21 protein-coding genes are annotated in these 21331 nt (G+C 50.8%); 5 read left to right on the plus strand and 16 right to left on the minus strand.

The window, feature by feature from the left end; translation table 11 throughout:
* Positions 1–286: 286 nt before the first annotated feature.
* The 3 genes from ACJJIK_RS05830 to ACJJIK_RS05840 all read right to left on the minus strand — a co-directional run bounded on the left by ACJJIK_RS05830 (position 287) and on the right by ACJJIK_RS05840 (position 2841).
* Positions 287–697, minus strand: a complete 411-nt coding sequence (locus tag ACJJIK_RS05830; protein ID WP_444944464.1) for a hypothetical protein — start codon at positions 695–697, stop codon at positions 287–289.
* Between the two features lies 1 nt (position 698).
* A complete protein-coding gene (locus tag ACJJIK_RS05835) occupies positions 699–1535 on the minus strand; it encodes a hypothetical protein (protein WP_444944465.1) in 837 nt (278 codons plus the stop codon).
* An 802-nt stretch (positions 1536–2337) separates the two neighbouring features.
* Complete coding sequence (locus ACJJIK_RS05840) at positions 2338–2841, minus strand: GNAT family N-acetyltransferase (RefSeq protein WP_444944466.1); 504 nt, start codon at positions 2839–2841, stop codon at positions 2338–2340.
* Between the two features lie 1687 nt (positions 2842–4528).
* Between ACJJIK_RS05840 and ACJJIK_RS05845 the strand changes: the two genes are divergently transcribed.
* On the plus strand, positions 4529–4906 hold the full coding sequence (locus tag ACJJIK_RS05845) for a hypothetical protein (RefSeq protein ID WP_444930722.1): 378 nt from the start codon (positions 4529–4531) through the stop codon (positions 4904–4906).
* Between the two features lie 81 nt (positions 4907–4987).
* On the opposite strand, the gene ACJJIK_RS05850 is transcribed toward ACJJIK_RS05845, so the two are convergent.
* The 9 genes from ACJJIK_RS05850 to ACJJIK_RS05890 form a co-directional block, all read right to left on the minus strand.
* Positions 4988–5671, minus strand: coding sequence for a hypothetical protein (locus tag ACJJIK_RS05850; RefSeq protein ID WP_444944467.1), 684 nt, complete (start codon positions 5669–5671; stop codon positions 4988–4990).
* Positions 5672–6335: 664 nt separating this feature from the next.
* Complete coding sequence (locus ACJJIK_RS05855; protein ID WP_444944468.1) at positions 6336–7139, minus strand: class I SAM-dependent methyltransferase; 804 nt, start codon at positions 7137–7139, stop codon at positions 6336–6338.
* 36 nt (positions 7140–7175) lie between these two features.
* Entirely contained in the window at positions 7176–7544 is a 369-nt protein-coding gene (locus ACJJIK_RS05860; RefSeq protein WP_444930719.1) for an STAS/SEC14 domain-containing protein, read from the minus strand.
* 286 nt (positions 7545–7830) lie between these two features.
* Positions 7831–8175, minus strand: coding sequence for a hypothetical protein (locus ACJJIK_RS05865; protein WP_444930718.1), 345 nt, complete (start codon positions 8173–8175; stop codon positions 7831–7833).
* 313 nt (positions 8176–8488) lie between these two features.
* Positions 8489–8953, minus strand: coding sequence for a hypothetical protein (locus ACJJIK_RS05870; protein WP_444930717.1), 465 nt, complete (start codon positions 8951–8953; stop codon positions 8489–8491).
* A gap of 357 nt (positions 8954–9310) precedes the next feature.
* Positions 9311–10396, minus strand: coding sequence for a PQQ-dependent sugar dehydrogenase (locus ACJJIK_RS05875; protein ID WP_444930716.1), 1086 nt, complete (start codon positions 10394–10396; stop codon positions 9311–9313).
* A gap of 221 nt (positions 10397–10617) precedes the next feature.
* The gene (locus ACJJIK_RS05880) at positions 10618–11265 is read right to left on the minus strand and encodes an OmpA family protein (RefSeq protein WP_444930715.1); all 648 of its coding nucleotides are present in this window, start codon (positions 11263–11265) and stop codon (positions 10618–10620) included.
* A 599-nt stretch (positions 11266–11864) separates the two neighbouring features.
* A complete protein-coding gene (locus ACJJIK_RS05885; RefSeq protein WP_444930714.1) occupies positions 11865–12092 on the minus strand; it encodes a SlyX family protein in 228 nt (75 codons plus the stop codon).
* On the minus strand, positions 12092–13234 hold the full coding sequence (locus ACJJIK_RS05890) for a serine hydrolase domain-containing protein (protein WP_444930713.1): 1143 nt from the start codon (positions 13232–13234) through the stop codon (positions 12092–12094). The genes ACJJIK_RS05885 and ACJJIK_RS05890 overlap by 1 nt, the downstream gene beginning before the upstream one ends.
* 110 nt (positions 13235–13344) lie before the next feature.
* Here ACJJIK_RS05890 and ACJJIK_RS05895 point away from each other — a divergent pair, with 110 nt between their 5' ends.
* Positions 13345–13809, plus strand: coding sequence for a PaaI family thioesterase (locus ACJJIK_RS05895; RefSeq protein ID WP_444930712.1), 465 nt, complete (start codon positions 13345–13347; stop codon positions 13807–13809).
* Between the two features lie 132 nt (positions 13810–13941).
* Here ACJJIK_RS05895 and ACJJIK_RS05900 read toward each other — a convergent pair whose 3' ends face one another.
* A complete protein-coding gene (locus ACJJIK_RS05900; RefSeq protein WP_444930711.1) occupies positions 13942–14775 on the minus strand; it encodes an ion transporter in 834 nt (277 codons plus the stop codon).
* A gap of 168 nt (positions 14776–14943) precedes the next feature.
* Between ACJJIK_RS05900 and yciH the strand changes: the two genes are divergently transcribed.
* On the plus strand, positions 14944–15267 hold the full coding sequence (yciH, locus tag ACJJIK_RS05905) for a stress response translation initiation inhibitor YciH (protein WP_444930710.1): 324 nt from the start codon (positions 14944–14946) through the stop codon (positions 15265–15267).
* Here yciH and ACJJIK_RS05910 read toward each other — a convergent pair.
* The 3 genes from ACJJIK_RS05910 to ACJJIK_RS05920 form a co-directional block, all read right to left on the minus strand.
* Positions 15264–17051 carry a hypothetical protein gene (locus ACJJIK_RS05910; RefSeq protein ID WP_444944469.1) on the minus strand — a complete coding sequence of 596 codons (1788 nt, stop codon included), beginning with the start codon at positions 17049–17051 and terminating at the stop codon, positions 15264–15266. The genes yciH and ACJJIK_RS05910 overlap by 4 nt on opposite strands.
* A complete protein-coding gene (locus ACJJIK_RS05915) occupies positions 17000–17797 on the minus strand; it encodes a hypothetical protein (RefSeq protein WP_444944470.1) in 798 nt (265 codons plus the stop codon). The genes ACJJIK_RS05910 and ACJJIK_RS05915 overlap by 52 nt, the downstream gene beginning before the upstream one ends.
* A 182-nt stretch (positions 17798–17979) precedes the next feature.
* The gene (locus ACJJIK_RS05920) at positions 17980–18624 is read right to left on the minus strand and encodes a TetR/AcrR family transcriptional regulator (protein WP_444930708.1); all 645 of its coding nucleotides are present in this window, start codon (positions 18622–18624) and stop codon (positions 17980–17982) included.
* A gap of 198 nt (positions 18625–18822) precedes the next feature.
* Here ACJJIK_RS05920 and ACJJIK_RS05925 point away from each other — a divergent pair, with 198 nt between their 5' ends.
* Positions 18823–19716 (plus strand): SDR family oxidoreductase, encoded by an 894-nt coding sequence (locus ACJJIK_RS05925; protein ID WP_444944471.1) that lies wholly within the window; start codon positions 18823–18825, stop codon positions 19714–19716.
* Positions 19716–21323: an acyl-CoA carboxylase subunit beta gene (locus ACJJIK_RS05930; RefSeq protein WP_444944472.1), complete on the plus strand. Its 1608-nt coding sequence runs from the start codon at positions 19716–19718 to the stop codon at positions 21321–21323. The genes ACJJIK_RS05925 and ACJJIK_RS05930 overlap by 1 nt, the downstream gene beginning before the upstream one ends.
* Positions 21324–21331: the final 8 nt, after the last annotated feature.

Below are 21331 nucleotides of genomic sequence, written 5' to 3' on the forward strand. Positions count from 1 at the left end.
ATTTTTCTGCACTGGGCGGCAAGCTAATATGAGGATTTCCAGCACGCTTGCGCGCCGCTTTTAGTGCTGCCTCTACGAAGCTATTACCCCCAGCCAGGGGAGGGCCACTCTTTGGGGGGCGGCATATGGGCAAAGTTCAGGATGCTTCTATTTCAGTACAAATATACAGATGAATAACTTCATTGCTGATTGAAAAGCGCCCTTCTCACACTCCCTCTGACCATAAGTCGCCAACCCAATCATTTTTCTTTAACAACAAAATCAAAACTCACAGAGAAAAATCTGCCTAATGACCATAATTAATCGTTGATTCGGTTTTCTTCAAAAGCTTTACCCCACATACCTCATCAATAGCCAGTTCGTATCTCAATATATCTTCCCTCCCCTCCTGAGCAATAGACACTTCATAGGTGTTTGTGAGCACTTCTTTTATAGAGGTTATACCGCCACCACCACTATCGGGATACTTGGCAACTAAGTCATTCAGTATAAAACTTATTAGAAGTTTAGATTTAACAATACTATTAGACTTGCAATTTTCATTTTGACTACTCACGACTGATGCCTCCCTCTTGTTCTCACGGATAATTTCCTGCTGCCCTAGCGCGTAGGAGAATGATGTCTGGAAAAAACAAAAGACGAAGAAAAAATTATTAACATATGGAATTATAATTTTCCTCATGGTAAATCTATCCACACTACGTCCTTGCAGGTTTCTGGGTAATATATCTTCTATCTCTCGCTTCTGTAAGAGTTCTGGGATAATGGCGCTGCCGCTTTGCCTCCCAATCAGAGGAAGTTAGTATATTACCCCTATTCAACATACGAAGCATTGCCCTGCGCCAGGGATTAGCATGTTCTGCCCTTAACTGCATACCTTGCCCCATCACCGAGTTTTTATCCTCATCGCTCACCCCATAACAAGGTCTCGCATTAGTATTTGTTTCAGGACAGTGAGGCCTTCCTTCATCCACATGCCCCAAACCAAGTAGGTGCCCGACTTCATGCACATGTGCACGTTGCATGATAGGGTTACCATTGCTGTCTGTACCTTTCCTTACAGAATTAATATCAAGACTATCGTACAGCTTCGAGTGAGAACCAAACCATGTTTCAGATGGATCTAGCCTAACAACCTCTATCATATGATGATGTCTAAAAGACGGAGAGACATCACTCTCAACAAGCTTAAATCGACACCAAATATTTGGAATATATTGAACACCTGAATCCTCATACCTCAACTCAGAAAAGTTATTAATTAGCCAGAATTTATCCTTCCAAAATCTTTCCGCAGACTGAACGAAAGATGTTTTCCAGGAAAGCCAAGCGGCATCTGTCCATCTAACAATTCTTCTGGCAGGCTTACTACTTATACCATAGTCATGATAGGTTCCACTCTGAGCTCCGGAATCAGGATTTACCTGCTTAAACGCTAACTTCAATGTCAGTGTAAGCTCTGCATTGTTATACTTGTCGCACATGCAAGTATCCAACACCGCATCCCAAGAAGGCTCTGAAATAAATGTCCGCAACTAATTATCTCCCTATAAGCAAAATCATCCAATTAAAAAATAAAAACCTTATGTTTTTATGAATTCAGCCCCTGAAAGGCTATCGAGAAAACCTTCCAGACCAAATGCGACTATTCTTAGCTCCAATTTCGCCCACCCCCTCCAGAAAAATAAAAAATAATTTTCTGGAACACACAAAACATACAACCCTCGCACTGGTTTTTTTAATATTACAGGTAAAATAAAGTATCCACCATCCCCCTTTCAGGGAAAAACCTCCATTAAAATTTATATTGGCAGTTTCTTGGTAGATTTCTGTCAGTTTTGTAGCGTCCAGATACTCAGCTTCATAACCACTACCCACTAATAGAGCCACACAACAAAAAATGAAAATAGAACAACAGTTAAAGTTGGGTGCTCAAGCAGAAGTAGGAAGCTACTTTCAACCCTGGAAGTGTACCAATCTTTAATATCCTGAAAGAGAAGAGGTAACAGATGTTACATTCAGCTAACTGCCCTTTGCTATTGCCAGGTGGTCAGCTGTTATGGGAACTTAAGATTGACGCTATACCCCATAGCGGGCCTAAAAATCATCTAGGCCGGAAGACAGAGATGCTCTTGGTGAGTCGTGCGTTGATAATGACTGTCAATTTGCGCACTCTCATGTATTGAATACGGTAAATCAAGGGGAATCGGAGGGACACCTAGCAATGAGGACAGGCCCAATCACTGCGGAGTCGGACCAACACCTACTGGTGTTAGCCCCCATAAAAACCCAAACCTTCCAAGCACCTAACATTGCTCTGCGTCTGCAAAACCCACACTATATCTTGGCCAAGTATTCAGGGTGTATCCGGGACATCAATAATATATCCGTATAACGGCCCGCTTTGAAGGTGCTAAGCCGCTTGGTCCCCTCTACCTGAAAACCAGACTGCTCATAAAGAGCTATCGCCGAACTGTTATCAACTTGAACTTCCAACTCCAGGCGGATTAAATTTAACCAGTTGTCCGCCTGATTCAGCACTTCTTGCATTAATCGCCGACCTACCCCCTTTCTATGAAACTCAGGGTGCACAGAAATCGCCAGTACAGCGCTATGCCTATCCCTGACTTTTTGGCTTAGGAAAAGAGTGACATATCCAACGACCTTAGTATCCAACTCTGCAACCAGGGTATAGTTTTTGGGATCAGAAAAGAAGCCGGCCACTTTATTCGGGCTTAGAAAAGGTAATTGCGAGGTATTCTCGTTAACAGAGGTAAAACTGTGTATCTCAAACAAATCCTTATGATCAGTTTCATTCTGGTGCCTGATTTTTATGCTCAATGTACTACCCTACCAATCTATCGTAAAAATATATTCTTGTTCCTATTCATCCATAATTTACTGAAAAATTCAACTCTATAAATACTAAACTGCAATACTATAAATTCTTATAGAGACTATTAAAGCCACACCTCATTTTGTCGGATTAACTTTTAGCCACTCAACGCCGATCAAGATAAATACTTTTAAATTTTACAACCGACTGAGATTCACTCATCAGGGTAAATCCCTCTTGAGGAGGCTAATGAATCCCCCCTGAAAATAGAGTCCTGTTTTAAATTCAACCAAGAGCAAAAATAAAGTGTGCGATCCAGATATACAGCAAGCCCAAGAGCAATCCGTAATATTTTGGAATAAAGCGACCTATCGGCACAGATAGATCATCAAGAACTATATAAGGCATCTTTCAAATCAAGCTGTGGAAGACAGAGAGGTAAAGATACGGAGAGCAAAGATAGAGCATCCATTCTGCTATGAGAAGCTCCCTATCGAGACGTAAAGAAAAACCAGCATCTACACCTACTACCCGGTTTTAGCAACCTACTCAGCGGAAAAATATCTGCTGATCCAGGATCAAGGTGTCTGAAATCTGTAACATGTGAGGATCAAATAGTGACAGTAGAGATAAAAATACATGGAAACCCGCCCGAGTCCCACTTGAAAAGCACTGTTTTTTGCTGTACGGCAGATCTAGGCACTCATTTATCGGAAACTTCTTAGCTATCCTCGCGAACCCCTGCCTATTGTGAATGATTCTAAAAGCTCGGCCACATGAAGTTTTTCACGGGCACTTTTCAAGCCCCATCCTGGTGCAGGATCAAAAAACCCTCTTAGCCCTACAACTCAAGGCTATTGTAAGCCTAACTATTTGATCTAATCTTTAAGATTGACTATGAGAATAAATAGCCGTGTGGCTAGCAAGTACTCACCCGCCTGCCAAACCTGTAAGTACAAACACAGTGCAGCACTGTAACCATAACTAACAACATTTCACGACGCCCCCTGCCAAAACAGTGATGGACTTCACTTTTTGGGTAGCAATGCCAAGTTATCGTCGTACCCAATCAAGCATTTTCATAGCTTGCTGCACTGACTAACACCCAAGGGCCGCAAGCCTATACATTTGCCAGGGTGATACCTTCACGGATCACTATTACGTCATAACTATCAAGTGACCATTGATAGGTGCCCTTTTGGCAACAGCATAATAAGTGTCTGCGAAAGCTTGACCTTTCTCAGGCCATAAAATTGACATCGCTGATTTAGCACTTTAGCAGTAGGGGGCTTATGACTGGAGGGGGCGCCACCTCCACCAACCAGCCTATTTTGTCTATTACACTTATTCTTGGAAATCAAGGCTGAGGAATACCTGGAACTTAAGGTTTTCAACCTCAGCAGAAAGATTTTCCAAAATCAGCCCGTCAAAAGTAACACACTTTGGCCTTAACGGCACATTCGTGAATTTTCTACACAACGAGTCACCTGAAATTTCCCGCCGTACTTTTTAAGAAATTAAAATATTGCCCAAACCCTCGTTCTATTTATATGATTAAGTAACTGAAGTTGATTGAGACTCTTAGAATAAAAATTAGATTAGTCGACACTGAGAACAACAGCGATCCACCCTAGGAGAGCCCATAAATTTCACACCTATGTTTGAGCTGATGACTGTGAGAAGGAGATCAACATGCCTGGGAAAGAGCTCTATATCACCTACGAAGAACTTTTAAAGCTTGACAGCTTTAGAAATCCAAATTCAACCGTGAAAAGGCTACAGGACATTGATACCACCCACCTCGATGATAAACAGATAATCATAGCAAATGGAAAAGGGATTCAGGCCCTTGACAGAGAGGCTATTAACGAACTTCCCCTGACTGGCTGGGTATGTAGATTTTCTGCACATATTCGCCCGCCAAATGGCTTGAAGCTTGTCCAGGTGAGTGAGCACCTATTCAATATTGCTCCAGCAAGAAATATGCCAGTGACAAAATTTGAAGCTTTAGTCAAAGAACTTACGATTAGCGCGATTACTATATTTAAAAAACAAGGGCGAGCCGTTTAATTGACAGCCACAATAACGCCCAGCAAGACAATAGGCGATCTAGCCTGTCGCTTTGCCGGGCCTATACTTATCTTTCACTTTTTAGCCGATTGATTTTTGAAAATCAATCAGCTTTCTGATATAGGCCCGCATCTGCGGGGTATCAAACTGTCCTTGGTAGCGCCTTGGATCATTAATCGACCTTCCTTGAATACCTGGACAACCCCCAAATCGAATTAATGTAGAAAAAGCAGCCATTGATTGCAACTCCTCCACCGCAGTCTTGAGCTTTAAATCCAAATGATCTGAATATTCTTTGACATATCGGGTAAGCATGCCCATACCCGATAAAGTCTGCGAGCAAACCATATTTCCTACAGTCCCAAATTTGGGAAAGCGATGAACTGCTTCAAAATCCACCTCATCAAAGCTTGCTAGCAAATTTTTTTTCAATACCAACTGTGCAAATTCTACATGCTCACCCTTTTTAGGCTTTACTCCCGTCACTTGATAGTGGAGCGCTTCAAACGGAACAAACAGATTGCTCCAGCCTCTCTCTATTTTTGACAGGGCATACGTCTTATAGGCGGCCTTTTCTTGATACTTATCGACCGTCTGGAAGATAGACAGCGCAAGACCGACAACCGCTACACCGGCCGCTACCCCTCCTACCCTGGTTATTCTTCTCAGCCCCACCTGACTCTCATCCCACGTATTGCCATGTATTGCTAAAAGTGCTGCGATCGCAGTTAACGCGTGCCCCAAAATAGAAATTGTCAAATCCATAACCGCCTCCCTGTCAGCCACACCTCTAGGAAAAATCACTCACAGTGATCAATTAAAATCGGGCTCCAGCCTGCTTCCATCCGGTAAAATCCAGACTTTCTCGGCGCCTCCATGACTCGAAGCCAGACCTGTTAGCGAAAAGAAGATTCTGCCGGCAAGAAAATCAACCCAATAAACCTAAAAAAATAAAAGAAAAATTGGCAAAGAATAATTTAACACCCAAAGAGATCTACAGCTCAAGCAACCTCAAATTATTTAAGCCAATGCGGGAAATGTCGCAGTGTTATTTTTCCAAAGCCCTAAAATTTATCAGGCACTTATACAAACCCATAAATCAAATTTTATTGCTTATTGGATTAAGGCTAAGAAATGTAATTCGGCGACAGTTATACTGGAAAATAGTTTAACTTTTACCTAACCAACAATTAATCACTCCGTAAAATTATTATATCCCCTCTTGAAACTTCAAAAAGTTTCAAGGTCTTAAGAGGGGTTACTCGAATTTTTTCGTTATTTTTACAAGCCGCACCCCAGCTGAAATTTTTTGCAGGTCAATAAAAAGTGCAGCGTATTGCCAAGGCGAGTTAGGTGGCGGGCGTTAGTGCCGCCGCAGCCCTTTGTAGAAAGGGCTTGGCGAAGCGTAAACACTCAGAGAAAGCTAAGATCAGCCCGGAACCCCGTGCTTGGTGTAGATATCGAAGCGGCCGGACTTGCCCTCCAGTGAAAGGTGGGGTTTCTTATCCGCCAGATAGGGGGCAAGCTTAGGGCGTTTTACCACTGTGCGGTAGTAGCAGGCAGCAAAGGCTGGTGCCAGCAGACTATCTGCATCCTCATCGGTGCCAACCAGGTGATGGAAGGCAACCATCTCTTTCTTAACCTTGGCAGCCTTTCCCCGAGCGGGAAACATTGGGTCCAGATACACAACGGGGATGGACGCCTCCGCTTGCTGGGCCAGCCAGTCCGAAGCCGCTGTACAACAATCCACCAAACTCATTCGCTCTGAAATCGCAGCCAGCTCAGCATCTCCCAAAGATGCCTGTTGCAGTCGGCGTATTCCATCTTGCAGCAACTGAAAAACAACCGGATTGCGCTCCAGCATCTGCACCTCGCATCCCAGTGCTGCCAGCACAAAAGCATCTCTTCCCAAGCCGGCAGTAGCATCGAGAACCCTTGGGTGAAAGCCTGAACGCAATCCAACCGCTTTCGCTACCGGCTGGGCTTTACCACCCCCATATTTGCGCCGGTGGGCGAGCGCCCCACTGACAAAATCGACCCATACCGGACCCGCAGCCTTGCGCCCGGTTGCACATAACTGTAACTGCTCCCCCAAACACAGCACCTGGGGAAAGTCGGTGACTTCAGCGGGAGAAATCGCTCCCAGGAAAGGGAAATCTAGCTGAACGGATAGTTCTTCCGCTGCGGAAATATATTCTGGTGCCGCAGCGACAATGGCCAACGATGGAATCACCTGTCCTCCAGGTACGCATAAAATAGGAAGGCGATGCTAACTCGGTTTTTGCAACCATTCCAGGGCTTGGCGGGACTCTTCTGCGGGAAAAGGGCGCACCTCGGCGCTGATAAAGTGACAGGCGAGGCTGGGCATAAAACGCAAAATAGGGTTATCAGAGACGACCGCAATTCGCCGGATATGCCGCTGATGATCGCGGATAAAGCGAAAATGAGAGATCATCGCGACGAAATTCTTCCAGCCAGCAAAGTCCCCCGCCTCCACCAGCAAGCCATCCACCCTCCCCTGCTCGCTAATCACAGGGTCAATTTGCGCGGCCAATAACTGGAAGTCCTCAACCGCCAGCTTTCCAATAGGTTTGATCTCCAGTATTCGCTCTTCTTGATACCAGACATGCTCGATCATACTTTAAGGAGCCTCTGAATAATTCCGTAATGCCTCTGGCTTTCAGAGCGGTTCTCATTTGCAGGACACTCAAGAAGTCACAAGGCAGAGTGCAGATCGCCCTGAAAGCCCCACAGGGCGGACCTTGAAGACCACAGCTGCTGCATTGCGGCACTTGTAAAGGACTGCGGCCATTCGCGGTGAGCTTGCGCCTAATATCTGCGGAATTATGCAGAGGCTCCTTAAGAATAAGATAAGGCCGCACCTCTGTGCGGCCTTAATTTTCTCTTTGCCCGCTCTCGCTGAATCATTGCTGCTGGTCGGTATTACTTTCCATACCCTCATCGGTACCGGTGTCAATCTCACCAGAGGTAGAAGCGTCGGGAGAATCACCAGCAGCCTCTGGGGCTGCTGGTTCCTGGGGCATTGGTACATCGGAGCTGCCCGTACCGTCAGTCGCACTATCGGAGGGAACCATTGAATCACTGCGGCCCTCCCCACCGGGAGGAGTAGAAGAATCCTTCATCTGCTCACCACTCTGCTCCTGCTCCATAGAGTTGTAAGCTTCCTGGGCTTTGCGCTCACCGCTGCGGGACATAAAGTAACCGATAATCAGCAGTAAAATGATCAGGGGGATAAGTAATCTCTTCATATTTGGACCTCTCGACCCCAGGCAAAATCAAAAGAAGGCATTCATCGCCAAGCCGACCCGGTTACACTGCACAGGCCAATGCGCTCTTGTCGATAATGATCCCAAACCCTGACACTCCAGCCTGTTTACAACGCTGCGCGGCTCAAAAACCCGCAGCGTAAGTAAAGGAAGGTCGCGCCAACATTGATAAGAATAACCCGCCTTCTGGGTTCTTCAAGGAAGAGTGCCGACTTATAGCAGTTTGGATTGCTGTAAAGAAAAGAGCGGTTAAAACCGAAAGTTCTAATACATAGGGTTAAAAGAGGCCTCTCCTTCAGCCCTGTTTTATAAATTCACTGAGTTGGGCGAGTATCGCAGAGGCATCGGACTCGGCAATAACCGCTTCACAGCTCCTCAGATGTAGTCTCCCGTAACTATCCAAACTGGCAAAGATCAGATAGTTTTCACCTTGCTCCAATTTTATATCACAGGACTCAAACCCCAGGCGGAAGGTAATCTCTCCTCCCACAGGCCCCTTCCACACCTGACTGGGAACCGCAGAATAGACATAGCCGGATACCGCCGTAATCCCCGCTTCAGATAATGCGCTATCTACGTCCCGATACACATTTGTCACCTCCACCTGCGCGACAACCTCAGCCTCGGCAAAGCGCAGCTCCAAATGGGCATTGGAACTCTCAGCCACCTCCTCGGTCGCACTCGCGAAGCTACTCACAAGAAGGAATAAAATACAGCGCACTATGCGGAGAAACATTTCACTAGAAATTATTTGTGCCACCGCCAGCTCCTTATTTATGCTCTTTCTGCAATAGACATAGCACAAGCCCCCGGGGGCAGCTTCTTCTTTTAAGGAAACAGCAACAGGAAACCTATCGGTGGCGCCCAAATTGATAGATTAGCTGTAACGATAGAGTGCCTGAGCCCCCTGACAGAAATTTACTTCTGCAGGGACGAGATAAAAGACTTTGCAATGCCTACTACCAGACCAGAAAGAAAGCCTGCTCTGCACTAGAGATACACTGTGAATACATTCCTACAGGCGCGCAAGCGGTATCCATACCTCGTCAGTACTTTCCCTGTCTAGCAACAACACAGGCTGCGCAAATGGCAGCCCGGACTCATTAGGAATGATCGATCAAAAGCCACTGTAGCTTAAACGGTAGATCTTATGGGCGAAGTCATCGGAAACCAGTATGCTGCCATCGGGCATTTCGAGAAAGGCCACGGGACGGCCGTAGGTGGTTTCATTCTGCATAAAACCTGTAATCAACGGCTGGTAATCAGTAATTTCATTATCTTCAACCGTTGCCAGCATCACCCGGTAACCAGATTTTTTACTTCGATTCCAGGAGCCGTGCTCGGCAACCAAAAGATTCTGCTGGTAATCCTTGGGAAATTGTTCACCGCGATAAAAATGTATTCCTAGAGGTGCAACATGAGCACCAAGATTTAACCTTGGCTTGGAATAGTCAGCGGCTTTCTTGCCCCGGCCAAATTCCGGGTCGGCAATATCATCTCCGTGAAAATAGGGATAGCCAAAATGCTCCCCGGCATAACTCACCTTATTGATTTCACAAGGGGGAATATCATCGCCCATCATGTCGCGACCATTGTCCGTAAACCACAGTTCATGGGTTTGTGGGTGGAAATCAAAGCCCACTGAATTTCTCACTCCGCTGGCAATAACCTTGGTCTCTTTGGCAGACAAATCCAGGGAAAATATTTTTGAGTAATTTTCATCGGCATCGCAGATATTACACGGGGCTCCGACGGGAACAATCAGCCGCCCCTCTTTATCAAAACGGAGAAATTTCCAACCGTGATGCCTGTCAGTCGGAAACTGATCGTAGACAATCTCAGATTTGGGTTTATCCAAATTTTTATCAATCTCGGGAAAACGAATAATTTTATCGACATCTGCGACATATAAGTCACCATTTCGATACGCGATACCCGTGGGTGCCTGTAGGTTTTCCATCAACAGCCAGCGCTTATCCGCTTTACCGTCCCCATCAGTATCTTTGAGGGCGTAGACTTTTTTCGCACTGAAAGAACCGGAAAAAACAGTTCCCCGCTCAGAGCGCGCCAACTGGCGGGCGGTCTCAACATTTTCAGCAAAATAGCTCAACTCAAAGCCCGCAGGCACTTTAAGTTGATCTAGGGTGATCTCCGCTTGAACAGCAGTACTGAAGAGCCAAATGGCGAGCAGTCTCTTTTTCATGGTTGTCAGCCGGCAGGTAAACACCCATGTTAACCCTACCCAACCACCTTGACTAATTTCGTGCAGGCAATAAGCGTTAAAAGACTGTCTGGAAGCGATAAATAGCTTGGTAGCACCCGCTCGGGCAGTATAGAGAGGCCTAAATTTAGACCGCTGAAGTTGACCCAGGGCAAAGACCCTGGGCCCTGTCGCTCACAGCTCAGAGGCTGTGTCGCCAGTGATTACATCGGCAGCAGTTCCAGCTCAACGCGGCGATTGGCCTGGCGTCCAGCTTCGGAGTCGTTGCTGGCAATAGGATAGCGCTCGCCATAGCCCACAGCCTGAACACGGCCGGCGGAAACCCCTTGACCGCTAAAGAAGCTGGCAACAGAGTTCGCGCGCTGCTCACTCAGCCCCTGGTTGTAAACATCGGAACCGGTGCTGTCGGTGTGGCCGCTAACTCGAATTGCCGTTTGGTCAAACTCCTGCAACACAACGATAACCGACTCCAGGGTGCTATAGAAATCGGTGCGAATATCGGTGCGATTGGAACCGAAAGTAATATTGCCAGGCATAATCAAGCGGATATTGTCACCCTCGCGCTCGACACGCACACCGGTGCCTTCCAGGCGCTGACGCAACAGCATTTCCTGTCGATCCATATAGTAGCCAACACCGCCACCGATCGCCGCACCACCCAGGGCACCTGTCAGGGCGCCTTTACTCCGGTCTTTCTTGCTGGCAGTCGCGACGCCAATGATCGCTCCAGTGACAGCGCCAATTCCAGCCCCCTTGGCGGCATTGCTGGTTTTACTTTCACCGGTGTAGGGGTCTAGGGTGGTACAACCAACCATTGAACCCAGTGCCAGGGCTGCTACCCAATATTTCATTACTGCCTCTCTATATAACGCATTTTTAAGTAATGGGCTTTGAGCTGCACAGGTGCTGTGCAATCTCGGCATTATTCAGCACGCTAGATGACTGGCGACTGAACCGACCCAATGAATTTTTCTTAAGATTAAGTCGAATTAATTATTCGTTCTACTGACTAGTCCCCATTACCTGGCACTCATCGACAAATAAGCGCTGACATTGAGCAGGCTGTCGAGCAAGAAACATCCAAGCCCCCAGTCTTCCACAACTTCTGTGGATAAAACTGTGTATTAATATGCAAGGCTCCGCGCCAGACGGCGTAAACTCTTACTTACAGCGTTTTGCACATTTTTTAAACTCTTCCGTTTTTTATTAAAAATCAATAAGTTGCAAATTGGCACGGATGTCATAGCGCAGTGGACAGCGCTTTCATTAGGGACAACTTTGAGTAACTACGCATGTGGAAAAGTTTGTCAATAGTACTTTCCCGCTTGAGGCAATTTTTTTAGATACTTTTGTTTCTAAAACTGTCCTCAAGTGACAACAACCAGCCGCAGGGCCTATTGGTGCGCCAGCGGCTGTGGACATCTACAGAAATCCCCATGGGGCTCCAGCGCTAGTAGTGCGGTGGTTTTTCATCCAGTTGCTTAGCCCCCCCCTGCATCTCAAAGGCAATGGTGCGATACTTTTCCCCCAGCTCACGCATATGCGCGAGCAGGGTGCGAATATCCGTATCCTGGCGAGCAATCACATCATTCAACTGGCTTATGGTGTCTTCCTGAAAGGCCAAACGGCTCTCCAGCTCATCAATCCGCTCTACCAGAGCCTGCATTTCTTCAGCCATTACAACAACCCATAAAGAACATCGACCAAACCGACTGCGCGGCGATCCATAAACAAGCTCTGCCCCAACCGAGTTGTGACATACCCCAGCCCCAAGCCTTTCTCCGGGTCGGCAAAGCCAACGCTACCACCCGCTCCCGGATGCCCGAAGCCCCGGCTGCCGCCAAAACGCAAATCTGCGGCAGTGCTGCTGCGAATAAAGCCACAACCAAAGCTGACCTCTGCCTGCAAGACTTTATCGCGGCCGCAACTCTGCTCCTTTGTCGCCTCATCGATCCAGGGCTTGGATAAAATAGTGGGCTCGTCACAGGAGAGATCGCCGTAAACGGCGGCCAGGTCTCTCGCACTAAAGTGGCCATTGGCAGCAGGAATCAAAGCGCCGCGCCACTCGGGGCTATTGGTCCCCATCATCAGGCTCACCGGGTTGCTAAATGCCATCGCCACAGGCCCTTTGCGATCTTCTTTAATCGCTCGGCCAATGGCATTTTCACGCAGTTCCGGCAGCGGTTGTTTCAGCGGGCTCACATCGGCAATTCTCTGTGAGCGGTGGCCGTTTGCTCCAAATCCCCCGTCAAGGTTGAGGGGTTTGGCTAACAATTCCCGATAAAGTTCCAATAGTGGTTTTTCCGCCACCCGCTCAATTAATCCCCCCAGGCTCCAGCCGTATAAAAATGGGGCATAGCCCTGGGCACTACCGGGCGCCCACCAGGGTTCACTGCCGGCAACCTGATCGCAGGCCCCCTGCCAGTCGTAAATCAAACTGTCTTTGACCCGCTCGCGGAAAGCGACGAGCCCACTGCGGTGACACAATAATTGGCGTGCAGTGACAACATCTTTGCCCGGAGCAAATTCAGGCCAGTAATCAGCCACCGGGCGATCCAAATCCAGTTTGCCCGCCGCGACCTGCTGCATCGCCAATACTGCGAGAACCCCTTTCGAGGAGGAGAATACGTTGGCCAAGGTGTCTTCGGTAAATGGCCTCTCTGCCCCCCGATCTGCACTTCCAGCCCATAAAGAACAGATTAATTCTCCGTGCTGGCGCACGGCAAAGGCCGCTCCTGTATCGCCGCACTCGCGAAAATTTCTGGCGAAAGCATCGTAAAGAGCCTCAAAACCAGGGGCACAAAAGCCGTATATTTCCATGTATTTACGTCCAGATAATTCGGGTAATTCTGTTGCAAGCCCGCAAGGGTAGTTTCTTCCACTCCACGGCGCAAATCGGTAGTATGGCGCGCTTATAACGAGGGATAAATATGACTCAGGAAAGCGCAATTCAAGATCAGATCCAGGGCAACCACTGCTTTGGTTGCGGCCCGGACAACGACCAGGGTCTGCGTATTAAAAGCTACTGGACCGAGAAGGATCAAACCCGCTGCGAGTTCCTTCCCAGCCGCCACCACAATGCCGGGCCTGCACAATATTTAAACGGCGGTATTATCGCAACCGTGATCGACTGCCATACGGTGTGTACCGCCATTGCCGACGGCTATCTACAGGCCGGGCGCGCTGTCGGCACCGGCGATAAGGTCTGGTACGCCACGGGCAAACTGGATATCAGCTACCTGGCGCCGGCCGCTATCGATAAACCGGTCATTCTCGAAGCAACCATCGTACAGCGATCCGCCAAAAAAACCGTTCTGCACTGCAATCTCACCAGCGATGGGCGCCTGTGTGCCAAAGCGGAGGTCATTGCTGTGCGCGTCCCAGATGAGTGGTAAGGTCAAGCTGAGGAAAAACTGCCGGATCAAGGAAGCTCTGCAAACCCCGCAGGGCGAGCCCTGAAAGCTACAGAGCTACTGCGAAATTATGCGGAGACGCCTTAACTTTGGCCGACAGCGACAGACTCCAACCTAGGACAGCTCGGACTTTTCGAGGTCCTCCAGACGGTGCCCACAGAACTTGCAGTATTCTGCATCCGGGTCATGGGCACTGCGGCTACAGTTATCGCAGCGCCGCTGTAGGCGCTCCCGGTTTATCTCCCCCGCCAACTCGGCAGTCAGAATGCCGGTAGGTACCGCAATAATCGAGTAACCAATCAACATTGTCATAGCGGCAATCCCCTGCCCCAGAGGGGTTTGCGGAGAAATATCGCCGTAACCGACAGTCGTGATCGTCACAATGGCCCAATACACACTGGTGGGAATACTGGTAAAACCATGGTCCGGCCCCTCCACCACAAACATCAGCGAGCCGAAAATGATACACATCACCAAAACACCGGAGTAAAACACCAGAATCTTGCGCCGGGCCAAGCCGAGGGAGCGCAACAGTACATTGGCATCACGCAAATAGCGCACCAACTTGAGAATTCGGAAGATCCGCAGCACCCGCAACAGGCGAATCACCAGCAGATAGGTGGCACCGGTATAGAGAAGAGCCAGATAGCTGGGCAGAATGGCGAGAAGGTCCACAATCCCATAGAAGCTGAAAATATATTTGCGGCGATTTACCGTGCAGTATATCCGCGCGATATATTCGATGGTGAAGAGGCCGGTGAATATCCACTCCAGGCCAATCAACACATGTTCATAGCGATCGCGCACTGAACCAATGGAGGCCACAAGCACCAGGACCACACTGATCAGGATCGCCCAGATCAAAAAAACGTCAAAATTCCGCCCCGCCCGGGTCTCAGTTCCGAAAATTACTTCATTGAGCAGTTTTCGACGCCCTGTCAACGCCATCTATATCACCTCAACTACGCTGCTGTTTTATCTTGCGACAAAATTCTAACCTCTCAGGCAGCAGGGGTCGCCCCATTTTCAATATCCCGAAGCGCAGCTTTGACATCCTGCGTACCTCGGGCACAATCGCCGGCAATTTCCACTAAACATCAACGGAGTACCCCAGCCATGGCCAAGGACCATCGTCTCGTCTATTCAACCGATCGCGGTCGCATCAAAGAAGAGCCCAAGGCCGAGCAGCGCCGCGAGGGCGATGGCATCGTTCGCATCCAGAGAGAAACCAAGGGGCGCAAAGGGAAAGGCGTAACCTGTGTTCGCGGGCTGCCCGGTACCGACAGCGAACTCAAACTGCTTCTGGCAGAACTGAAGAAACGCTGCGGCTGTGGTGGCGCCCTCAAAGAGGGGGTGATTGAGATTCAGGGCGACAAGCGCACAGAGATCAAAGCCTTCCTGGAATCACGTAATCACACCGTAAAGCTGGCCGGTGGTTAGCCGGCCTTAAGCAGTCGCAGTGGATTTAACTGCAACTGCTCTTCCCTCTCCAGGCACGGCCCAAGCAGGGCTGCAAGTTGGAGCTGGTAGTGCTCGAGAATCGCTGCGCGAACATGTTTGCAGTGGGACTCCATGATTTGCACGGCGTTCAATACCTCTTGGCGCCCGTGCGGCAGCTGCTTGAAAGCCCCGCGCTGAACCTTCAAATTCAGCACTGCGCCCAGCCCCTGCTCTTGCAGTAGCGATGAAGCCTCCACCGCCGCAACAATGGCATCCATCTCCCGCGCAGACAGCGCCATATATTTCTGCAGCAGCTCTCTTTCATTCAACTCAAGGGATAAATGCTGGGCCAACATGGCTAGCGAGTGGCTGTAGCCAGCGAGCCGCTCCAGGTGCGCAGCCAAGCTATCGTAAGCGGCCAAATGGCGCAGTTGATTTCTGGCCCTCTTGCGCTGCTCAACCGGCATAGTCACCAGTGCCAGGCACAGGCGCTGATAGAAAACGCTATAAATCTGCTGTAGCTGCTGCTGAGCCTCCTCCAGCTCGGCGCGTTCAGTCGCAATCCGCTCTTGCGCAGTGGCGAGGCTGGGGCCCTTCAAGTAAAAATCATCGGCATTAAAGCGGACTTTTCCGCGTATCATGGCCGCGCCCAGCTGCATGGCAAAAATCCGGGTTTGCAAATCCTCCCGGCGCCCGCGCAGATCGCGCAACTCCACCAGCTTACTGCGCAGCCAGTCGATAGTGCCCTGTAGGTCCATTGCCTGCATTTCCGCAGAGGATGGCCTGCGCAATGGCATCAGCGCAGGGGGCGGCAAGCGGTTGAAATACCCTTCAAGCATCTCCGCAGATGCCTCTAACTCCTTGCTCACGCTGAGTAACAGGCGATTCTCGACCACCTCACAGCCCTGCTCGACTCTTCCAGCGGTAACAGAGATAGCCAAACTGTCAAAGTCGGCGAACAGAGGCTGCAAAGGCACTGCTGATCCAATCTGGGCAGTAAACGCCCGCTCAATCAAGACGGCGGCACACTCACTATCGATAGCCTGCTGGATATCCCAGGGGTCTCTCGCCTGCGCCATGGCGGCATCAACCGCATCACTGGTATCCCCATCCAGGTTCTCCTGCATCCAGCGCACCGCATCGGGGATATTGATACAGCTGCGCCCCAGGGCTTGAGCCTCCCGGTTAACCTCTGTCACCAAAAGGTCTGCATGCACAAGCCGGTGCCACTTTCTGGCAAAGTCTGCCAGAGCGTCGCTGCCTATCACCTGCGCGGCGACGCTATCGGCCCTCTCCTGTAGCAATACGGCACTGCCCGCCGTCAGCCGGCAATGCAGCGCCTCCAAGCGCTGGAGAATCGGCAGTAAAATATAACCGCTGGCCACAAATATGCGGTGAAACGGCTTTAGCAAACTCTCAGGGGTATTATCCGGGCTGACAGCACTGCGTTCATTTTCAAATGCCCACTGCATCAGTTCCAGTCGCTGCATAGCGCCGTAAGTCAACCAGCCGAGCGTGCCCTGCAAGCGGCCGCGATAAAAAGCGAGCCCTCTGGCCACCAGCGCCAAAACCTCTCTGCCCTCCATTGAGGCAACGCTGGCAAGCCCCAGCGTTAGTGGTAAACGCTGTCTAAGTACCGATAAAAAACCCGGCTGTGACACGATTTGGGCATCGGCACCGACAAAGACCTGGCTGATCTTGGGCAATCCCAATTTATCTGCCATTAACTCAATCAGTTGCCGCACATCCTCGCCCTCAGCGGGCAGTAATTGCCGAGGTGGCAATGGATCTCGCAGGCGGGGGAAAAGCAGAAAAATGGCCAGGCCAGCAACAGGCCAACAAACAGGGCGGAAAGCACGGATAAAAAACTCAGCGCCAGCCCCACGCCCGTCAGGGTCCCCTGCCATACGGCCAAAGGGATTTGCCAGAGGCCATAACCCGCGAAAAAAATACAAGCGCACAGCGTCGACAAAAATAGTGACGGGACAACTGCGGCCTTGATCACTCCCCAGACAATCCTGCCCTGACTGCTGGCACTCTCGGTCTGTAAGGGGCTAGCCGCCGATAAATACTGATGCAGCGAATGAGAGGGGGCCTCTAGCTTATCCGCAGATAAATCCGTGACTGGGCCTATTTCCCCGGATCTGCCCACGGCAGGGGGGGGCTGCTCGGCAGCCACAAAGGGATCTGTGCCGATACGGGATTTTTCAGTGACGGCTGCCGAAGTCGCATTCACCTGGGCCTTGCGCCGCTGAGCGACCTTAATTTTGGCAATCAGCTCGCGATTATCAAATCGTCCTGCCGGGCAGACTTCCACCCGCAAACCCATTTTCTGCAAACGGGTACGGAACTCCAGCGCCTGATCAGAAGCCAGCTGGTCTTTAATCACCCAGCCTTTCAGTAGCAGTCTGCGCGCCTGGGGCTCCGAGATAGAGAACAATTTCGCCACATCCCGAACCACCGGACCCGGCTCCTTGGCGTGCAGTGTCCTTCCTGTGGAAACCACCTGGTACAAATCCTGGCCAGCCATCTCCCCTCCTGTCACCAAGTGACATAAATTGTCACATTTATTGCATCTTGCGCGGAGAGTAAAAGATCCAGAAAAATTCAGTTGCGCACCAGTTCTCACACAGCCGGTTAAAGTACAAAATTGGCAGGAAAGCAGGCAAAGTTCACAGTTTTACTGGCACGCTTTGCCAATTTAGACGACATTTATGGGGTAAATATCGTCAGGATACGCGCCGCCAAGTCAGAAATGGATAGACCCTTATCTCTCGGCTTAAACCAACTGTATGTGTGACTCAATGCACCTACCAGCAAGCGTCTTACCAGGGCCGGATCACCACCGGGGCACTGGGCCGCTTCAATAGCATCCCGCCATATCTGCTCGTATTCTTCCCGCAAGCGCAAAACTTCCTGCTGGCTGTCCTCGGAAAGGCTGCGCCATTCAACCACCAGAATCGAAAAACCCGGTACTGCCAAGCCGTGAATTGCCTCCAGTTCACACTGGATACAAGCCCTTAAGCGCTCTTGGGGTGAGCGGCTTCGCTCTGCGGCAGTGCGCATTCGCGCACCGGCAAAAATGGTCACCTCCCGCATAACCTCACAGAGGATCTGCTCCTTGCTGGAAAAGTGGTGAAAAATACTACCGGACAAAATGCCCACTTCAGCGGCCAGATCCCGCACCGTCGTACGCGCAAACCCTTTCTGCTCGAACAGGCGCGCAGCGGCATTGAGCAAACGCCCGCGGGCCGAATCGGGATCGGTCAGCACGCCCTCCGCCACCAGAGCGCTAATCAGTTCCTGCGGCGTTAACTCTTCGGCGACTCTCGCCAACACCAGCCCACTCTCAGCCACAAAACACTCCCCTATTCATCAATTTGAATCCAACATCTTAGCGGCCCAGGGAATTTTTAATCAAATAGGCGCCAAGTATTGAATACCAAGCGCTTGCTTGGTAGCGTTAAGCCATTCTGCGTTTTCCCACACGCAGGCGCAAGCGCCAACGAAAAGAATAAAGAACAGGCCTCCCGAGCCCAGGAAAAGGAAACTTTCATGCGCTACCAAAGCCAGCTGCGTCCCGGCAGCTTTAGTGAACAAACCCATATTGTGACCGGTGGCGGCAGTGGTATCGGCCGCTGTATCGCCCACGAGTTAAGCAGCCTCGGCGCCCATGTGGTCTTGATTGGGCGCAAGACAGAGCGACTGGAAAGAGTTGCCGGCGAGATTCATAGCGACGGGGGCGAGTGCAGCCTGTTCAGTCTGGATATTCGCGATGAAGCGGCGGTACAGGAAACCGTTGCGCAAATTATTCAGGCTCAGGGCCAAGTTCACGGCTTGGTAAATAACGCCGGCGGCCAATTTCCCTCGCCTCTGGAGCACATCAATGCCAAAGGCTTCTCTGCCGTCGTGCGCAGCAATCTGCTGGGTGGTTTCTTAATGTCCCGCGAGGTCTTTGTGCAGTCGATGAAGCAGCACGGCGGCAGCATCGTGAATATCACCGCAGATAATGCCGGCGGTATGCCGATGATGGGGCACTCCGGTGCCGCCCGCGCAGGTATGGAAAATATTAGCGAAACCGCCGCATTGGAGTGGGCGCCTTTTGGCGTTCGAGTAAACGCTGTAGCGCCCGGCTATATCCTCTCCAGCGGTTTCGACACCTACGATCCCGAATTCCTGCGCGAGCTGCTGCCGGGCTTCCGCGACAGTATCCCCCTCTATCGGCTCGGTGAAGAAGCCGAAATCAGTGGCGCCGTGTGCTTCCTTCTGTCCGATGTGGCCAGCTATATCACCGGGCAGACCCTGCGTATCGACGGTGGCTCCAGCCTCAAGCATCACTCGCCCCTGTGGCAACCACAGGCCGCCCGCAACACCAGACGCTTTAACGGATTCCACCGCAAACGCCGCCCCCAGGTGGTGGAAGAACTGGAAGCGGAGGGCAAGCTCTAATGCAGCCGATTGACTCCCAGCTCGACAACCGCTCGGCAGAATTCAATGACAACAAAGCTGCTATGTTGGAACAGATCAACCAATTTCGCGCGGCCGAGCAGTGTCCGCTACAGGCGGAGAAAAGTAAGGCCAGCCGCTACCGTGAACGGGGCTGGCTGCTGCCACGGGAGCGCCTCAATTTACTCCTCGATCCCGGCGCCCCTTTTATCGAGTTGTGCGCCCTCGCCGGCTATAAACTTTTTGACGACCAGGATGGTAGCGGCGCCGGTGGCGGTGGTATTTGTGGTATCGGCCAGATCAGCGGGCGGCGTTGTATGGTGCGAGTGGATAACTATGCCGTGAAAGGCGGAACCATCTCTCCCGCCGGCATGGATAAGGCCCTGCGTATGCAGCAGATCGCGCTGGAAAACAACCTGCCGGTAGTGGCCCTGGCACAGAGTGGCGGCGCCAATCTGATGTATGCCAGCGATACTTTCGCCCCCGGCGGGCGCGGCTTTGCCAACCAGGCGCGCATGTCTGCCGCCGGTATTCCACAGATTACCGTGGTACATGGCGGCGCTACCGCCGGCGGCGCCTATCAGCCGGGCCTGTCGGATTATGTGGTTATGGTGCGCGGGCAAACCGGTATGTACCTGGCCGGTCCTCCCTTGCTAAAAGCGGCCACCGGTGAAGTTGCCGATGAAGAGAGCCTCGGCGGAGCAACCATGCACTGCGCCGAGTCCGGCAGTGGCGATTATCTAGCGGAGAACGATGCCGACGGTATTCGCATAGCAAGAGAGATTGTCGCCGCCCTGCCCTCCCCCATAAAAAGCACGGTAAAAGAAGATTACCAGGACCCGCTACACCCGATTAGCGACCTGCTCGGCCTAATACCCGCAGACAGTAAAAAGCCTTACGACGTGCGCGAAATTCTCGCGCGTATTGCCGACGGCTCCGCCATGCTGGACTTCAAACCGGAGTTCGACCGGCAAACTGTGTGCGGCCATATCCGTATAGAAGGCTTCCCCCTGGGCATTATCGGCAATAACGGCCCCATCACCCCCAAGGGCGCCAACAAGGCCGCACAATTTATCCAGCTGTGCGAACAGAGTGGCACGCCCCTATTGTTTTTACACAACACCACCGGGTTTATGGTGGGCACCGAGGTAGAGCGCAGCGGCATTATCAAACACGGGGCCAAAATGATTCAGGCCGTGGCCAACGCCAGCGTGCCAAAACTCAGTATTGTCGTGGGCGGCTCCTACGGCGCCGGCAACTACGCCATGTGCGGGCGCGGATTCGACCCCCGCTTTATTTTTGCCTGGCCCAATTCCCGCACCGCAGTTATGGGCGCAGCCCAGGCCGGCAAAGTTATGCGCATCGTCACCGAACAAAAAATGCAGCGCAGCGGCAGTGTCGATGAAGCGGTACTAGACAAGTTGGAAAACGATACCAGCGCCTTTATGCAGGGCAGTTCCGACGCTCTCGCTTGCAGTGCCCGTCTGTGGGATGACGGCATTATTGATCCCCGCGACACACGCAAACTCTTGGGTATGCTGCTGGAAATTTGCAGCGAGGCAGAGCAGAGAAAATTGAACAAAAACACCTTCGGCGTAGCGAGGTTTTAGAGCAAAAG

Source organism: Microbulbifer regidiadema (SeqCode) (assembly GCF_052466995.1).

Bases quoted from the DNA above. Each gene is read 5' to 3' on its own strand.
- ACJJIK_RS05845 (WP_444930722.1), top strand. From the start codon at position 4,529: ATGCCTGGGAAAGAGCTCTATATCACCTACGAAGAACTTTTAAAGCTT.
- ACJJIK_RS05850 (WP_444944467.1), bottom strand. From the start codon at position 5,671: ATGGATTTGACAATTTCTATTTTGGGGCACGCGTTAACTGCGATCGCA.
- ACJJIK_RS05860 (WP_444930719.1), bottom strand. From the start codon at position 7,544: ATGATCGAGCATGTCTGGTATCAAGAAGAGCGAATACTGGAGATCAAA.
- ACJJIK_RS05865 (WP_444930718.1), bottom strand. From the start codon at position 8,175: ATGAAGAGATTACTTATCCCCCTGATCATTTTACTGCTGATTATCGGT.
- ACJJIK_RS05875 (WP_444930716.1), bottom strand. From the start codon at position 10,396: ATGAAAAAGAGACTGCTCGCCATTTGGCTCTTCAGTACTGCTGTTCAA.
- ACJJIK_RS05880 (WP_444930715.1), bottom strand. From the start codon at position 11,265: ATGAAATATTGGGTAGCAGCCCTGGCACTGGGTTCAATGGTTGGTTGT.
- ACJJIK_RS05885 (WP_444930714.1), bottom strand. From the start codon at position 12,092: ATGGCTGAAGAAATGCAGGCTCTGGTAGAGCGGATTGATGAGCTGGAG.
- ACJJIK_RS05890 (WP_444930713.1), bottom strand. From the start codon at position 13,234: ATGGAAATATACGGCTTTTGTGCCCCTGGTTTTGAGGCTCTTTACGAT.
- ACJJIK_RS05895 (WP_444930712.1), top strand. From the start codon at position 13,345: ATGACTCAGGAAAGCGCAATTCAAGATCAGATCCAGGGCAACCACTGC.
- ACJJIK_RS05900 (WP_444930711.1), bottom strand. From the start codon at position 14,775: ATGGCGTTGACAGGGCGTCGAAAACTGCTCAATGAAGTAATTTTCGGA.
- yciH (WP_444930710.1), top strand. From the start codon at position 14,944: ATGGCCAAGGACCATCGTCTCGTCTATTCAACCGATCGCGGTCGCATC.
- ACJJIK_RS05915 (WP_444944470.1), bottom strand. From the start codon at position 17,797: ATGGCTGGCCAGGATTTGTACCAGGTGGTTTCCACAGGAAGGACACTG.
- ACJJIK_RS05925 (WP_444944471.1), top strand. From the start codon at position 18,823: ATGCGCTACCAAAGCCAGCTGCGTCCCGGCAGCTTTAGTGAACAAACC.
- ACJJIK_RS05930 (WP_444944472.1), top strand. From the start codon at position 19,716: ATGCAGCCGATTGACTCCCAGCTCGACAACCGCTCGGCAGAATTCAAT.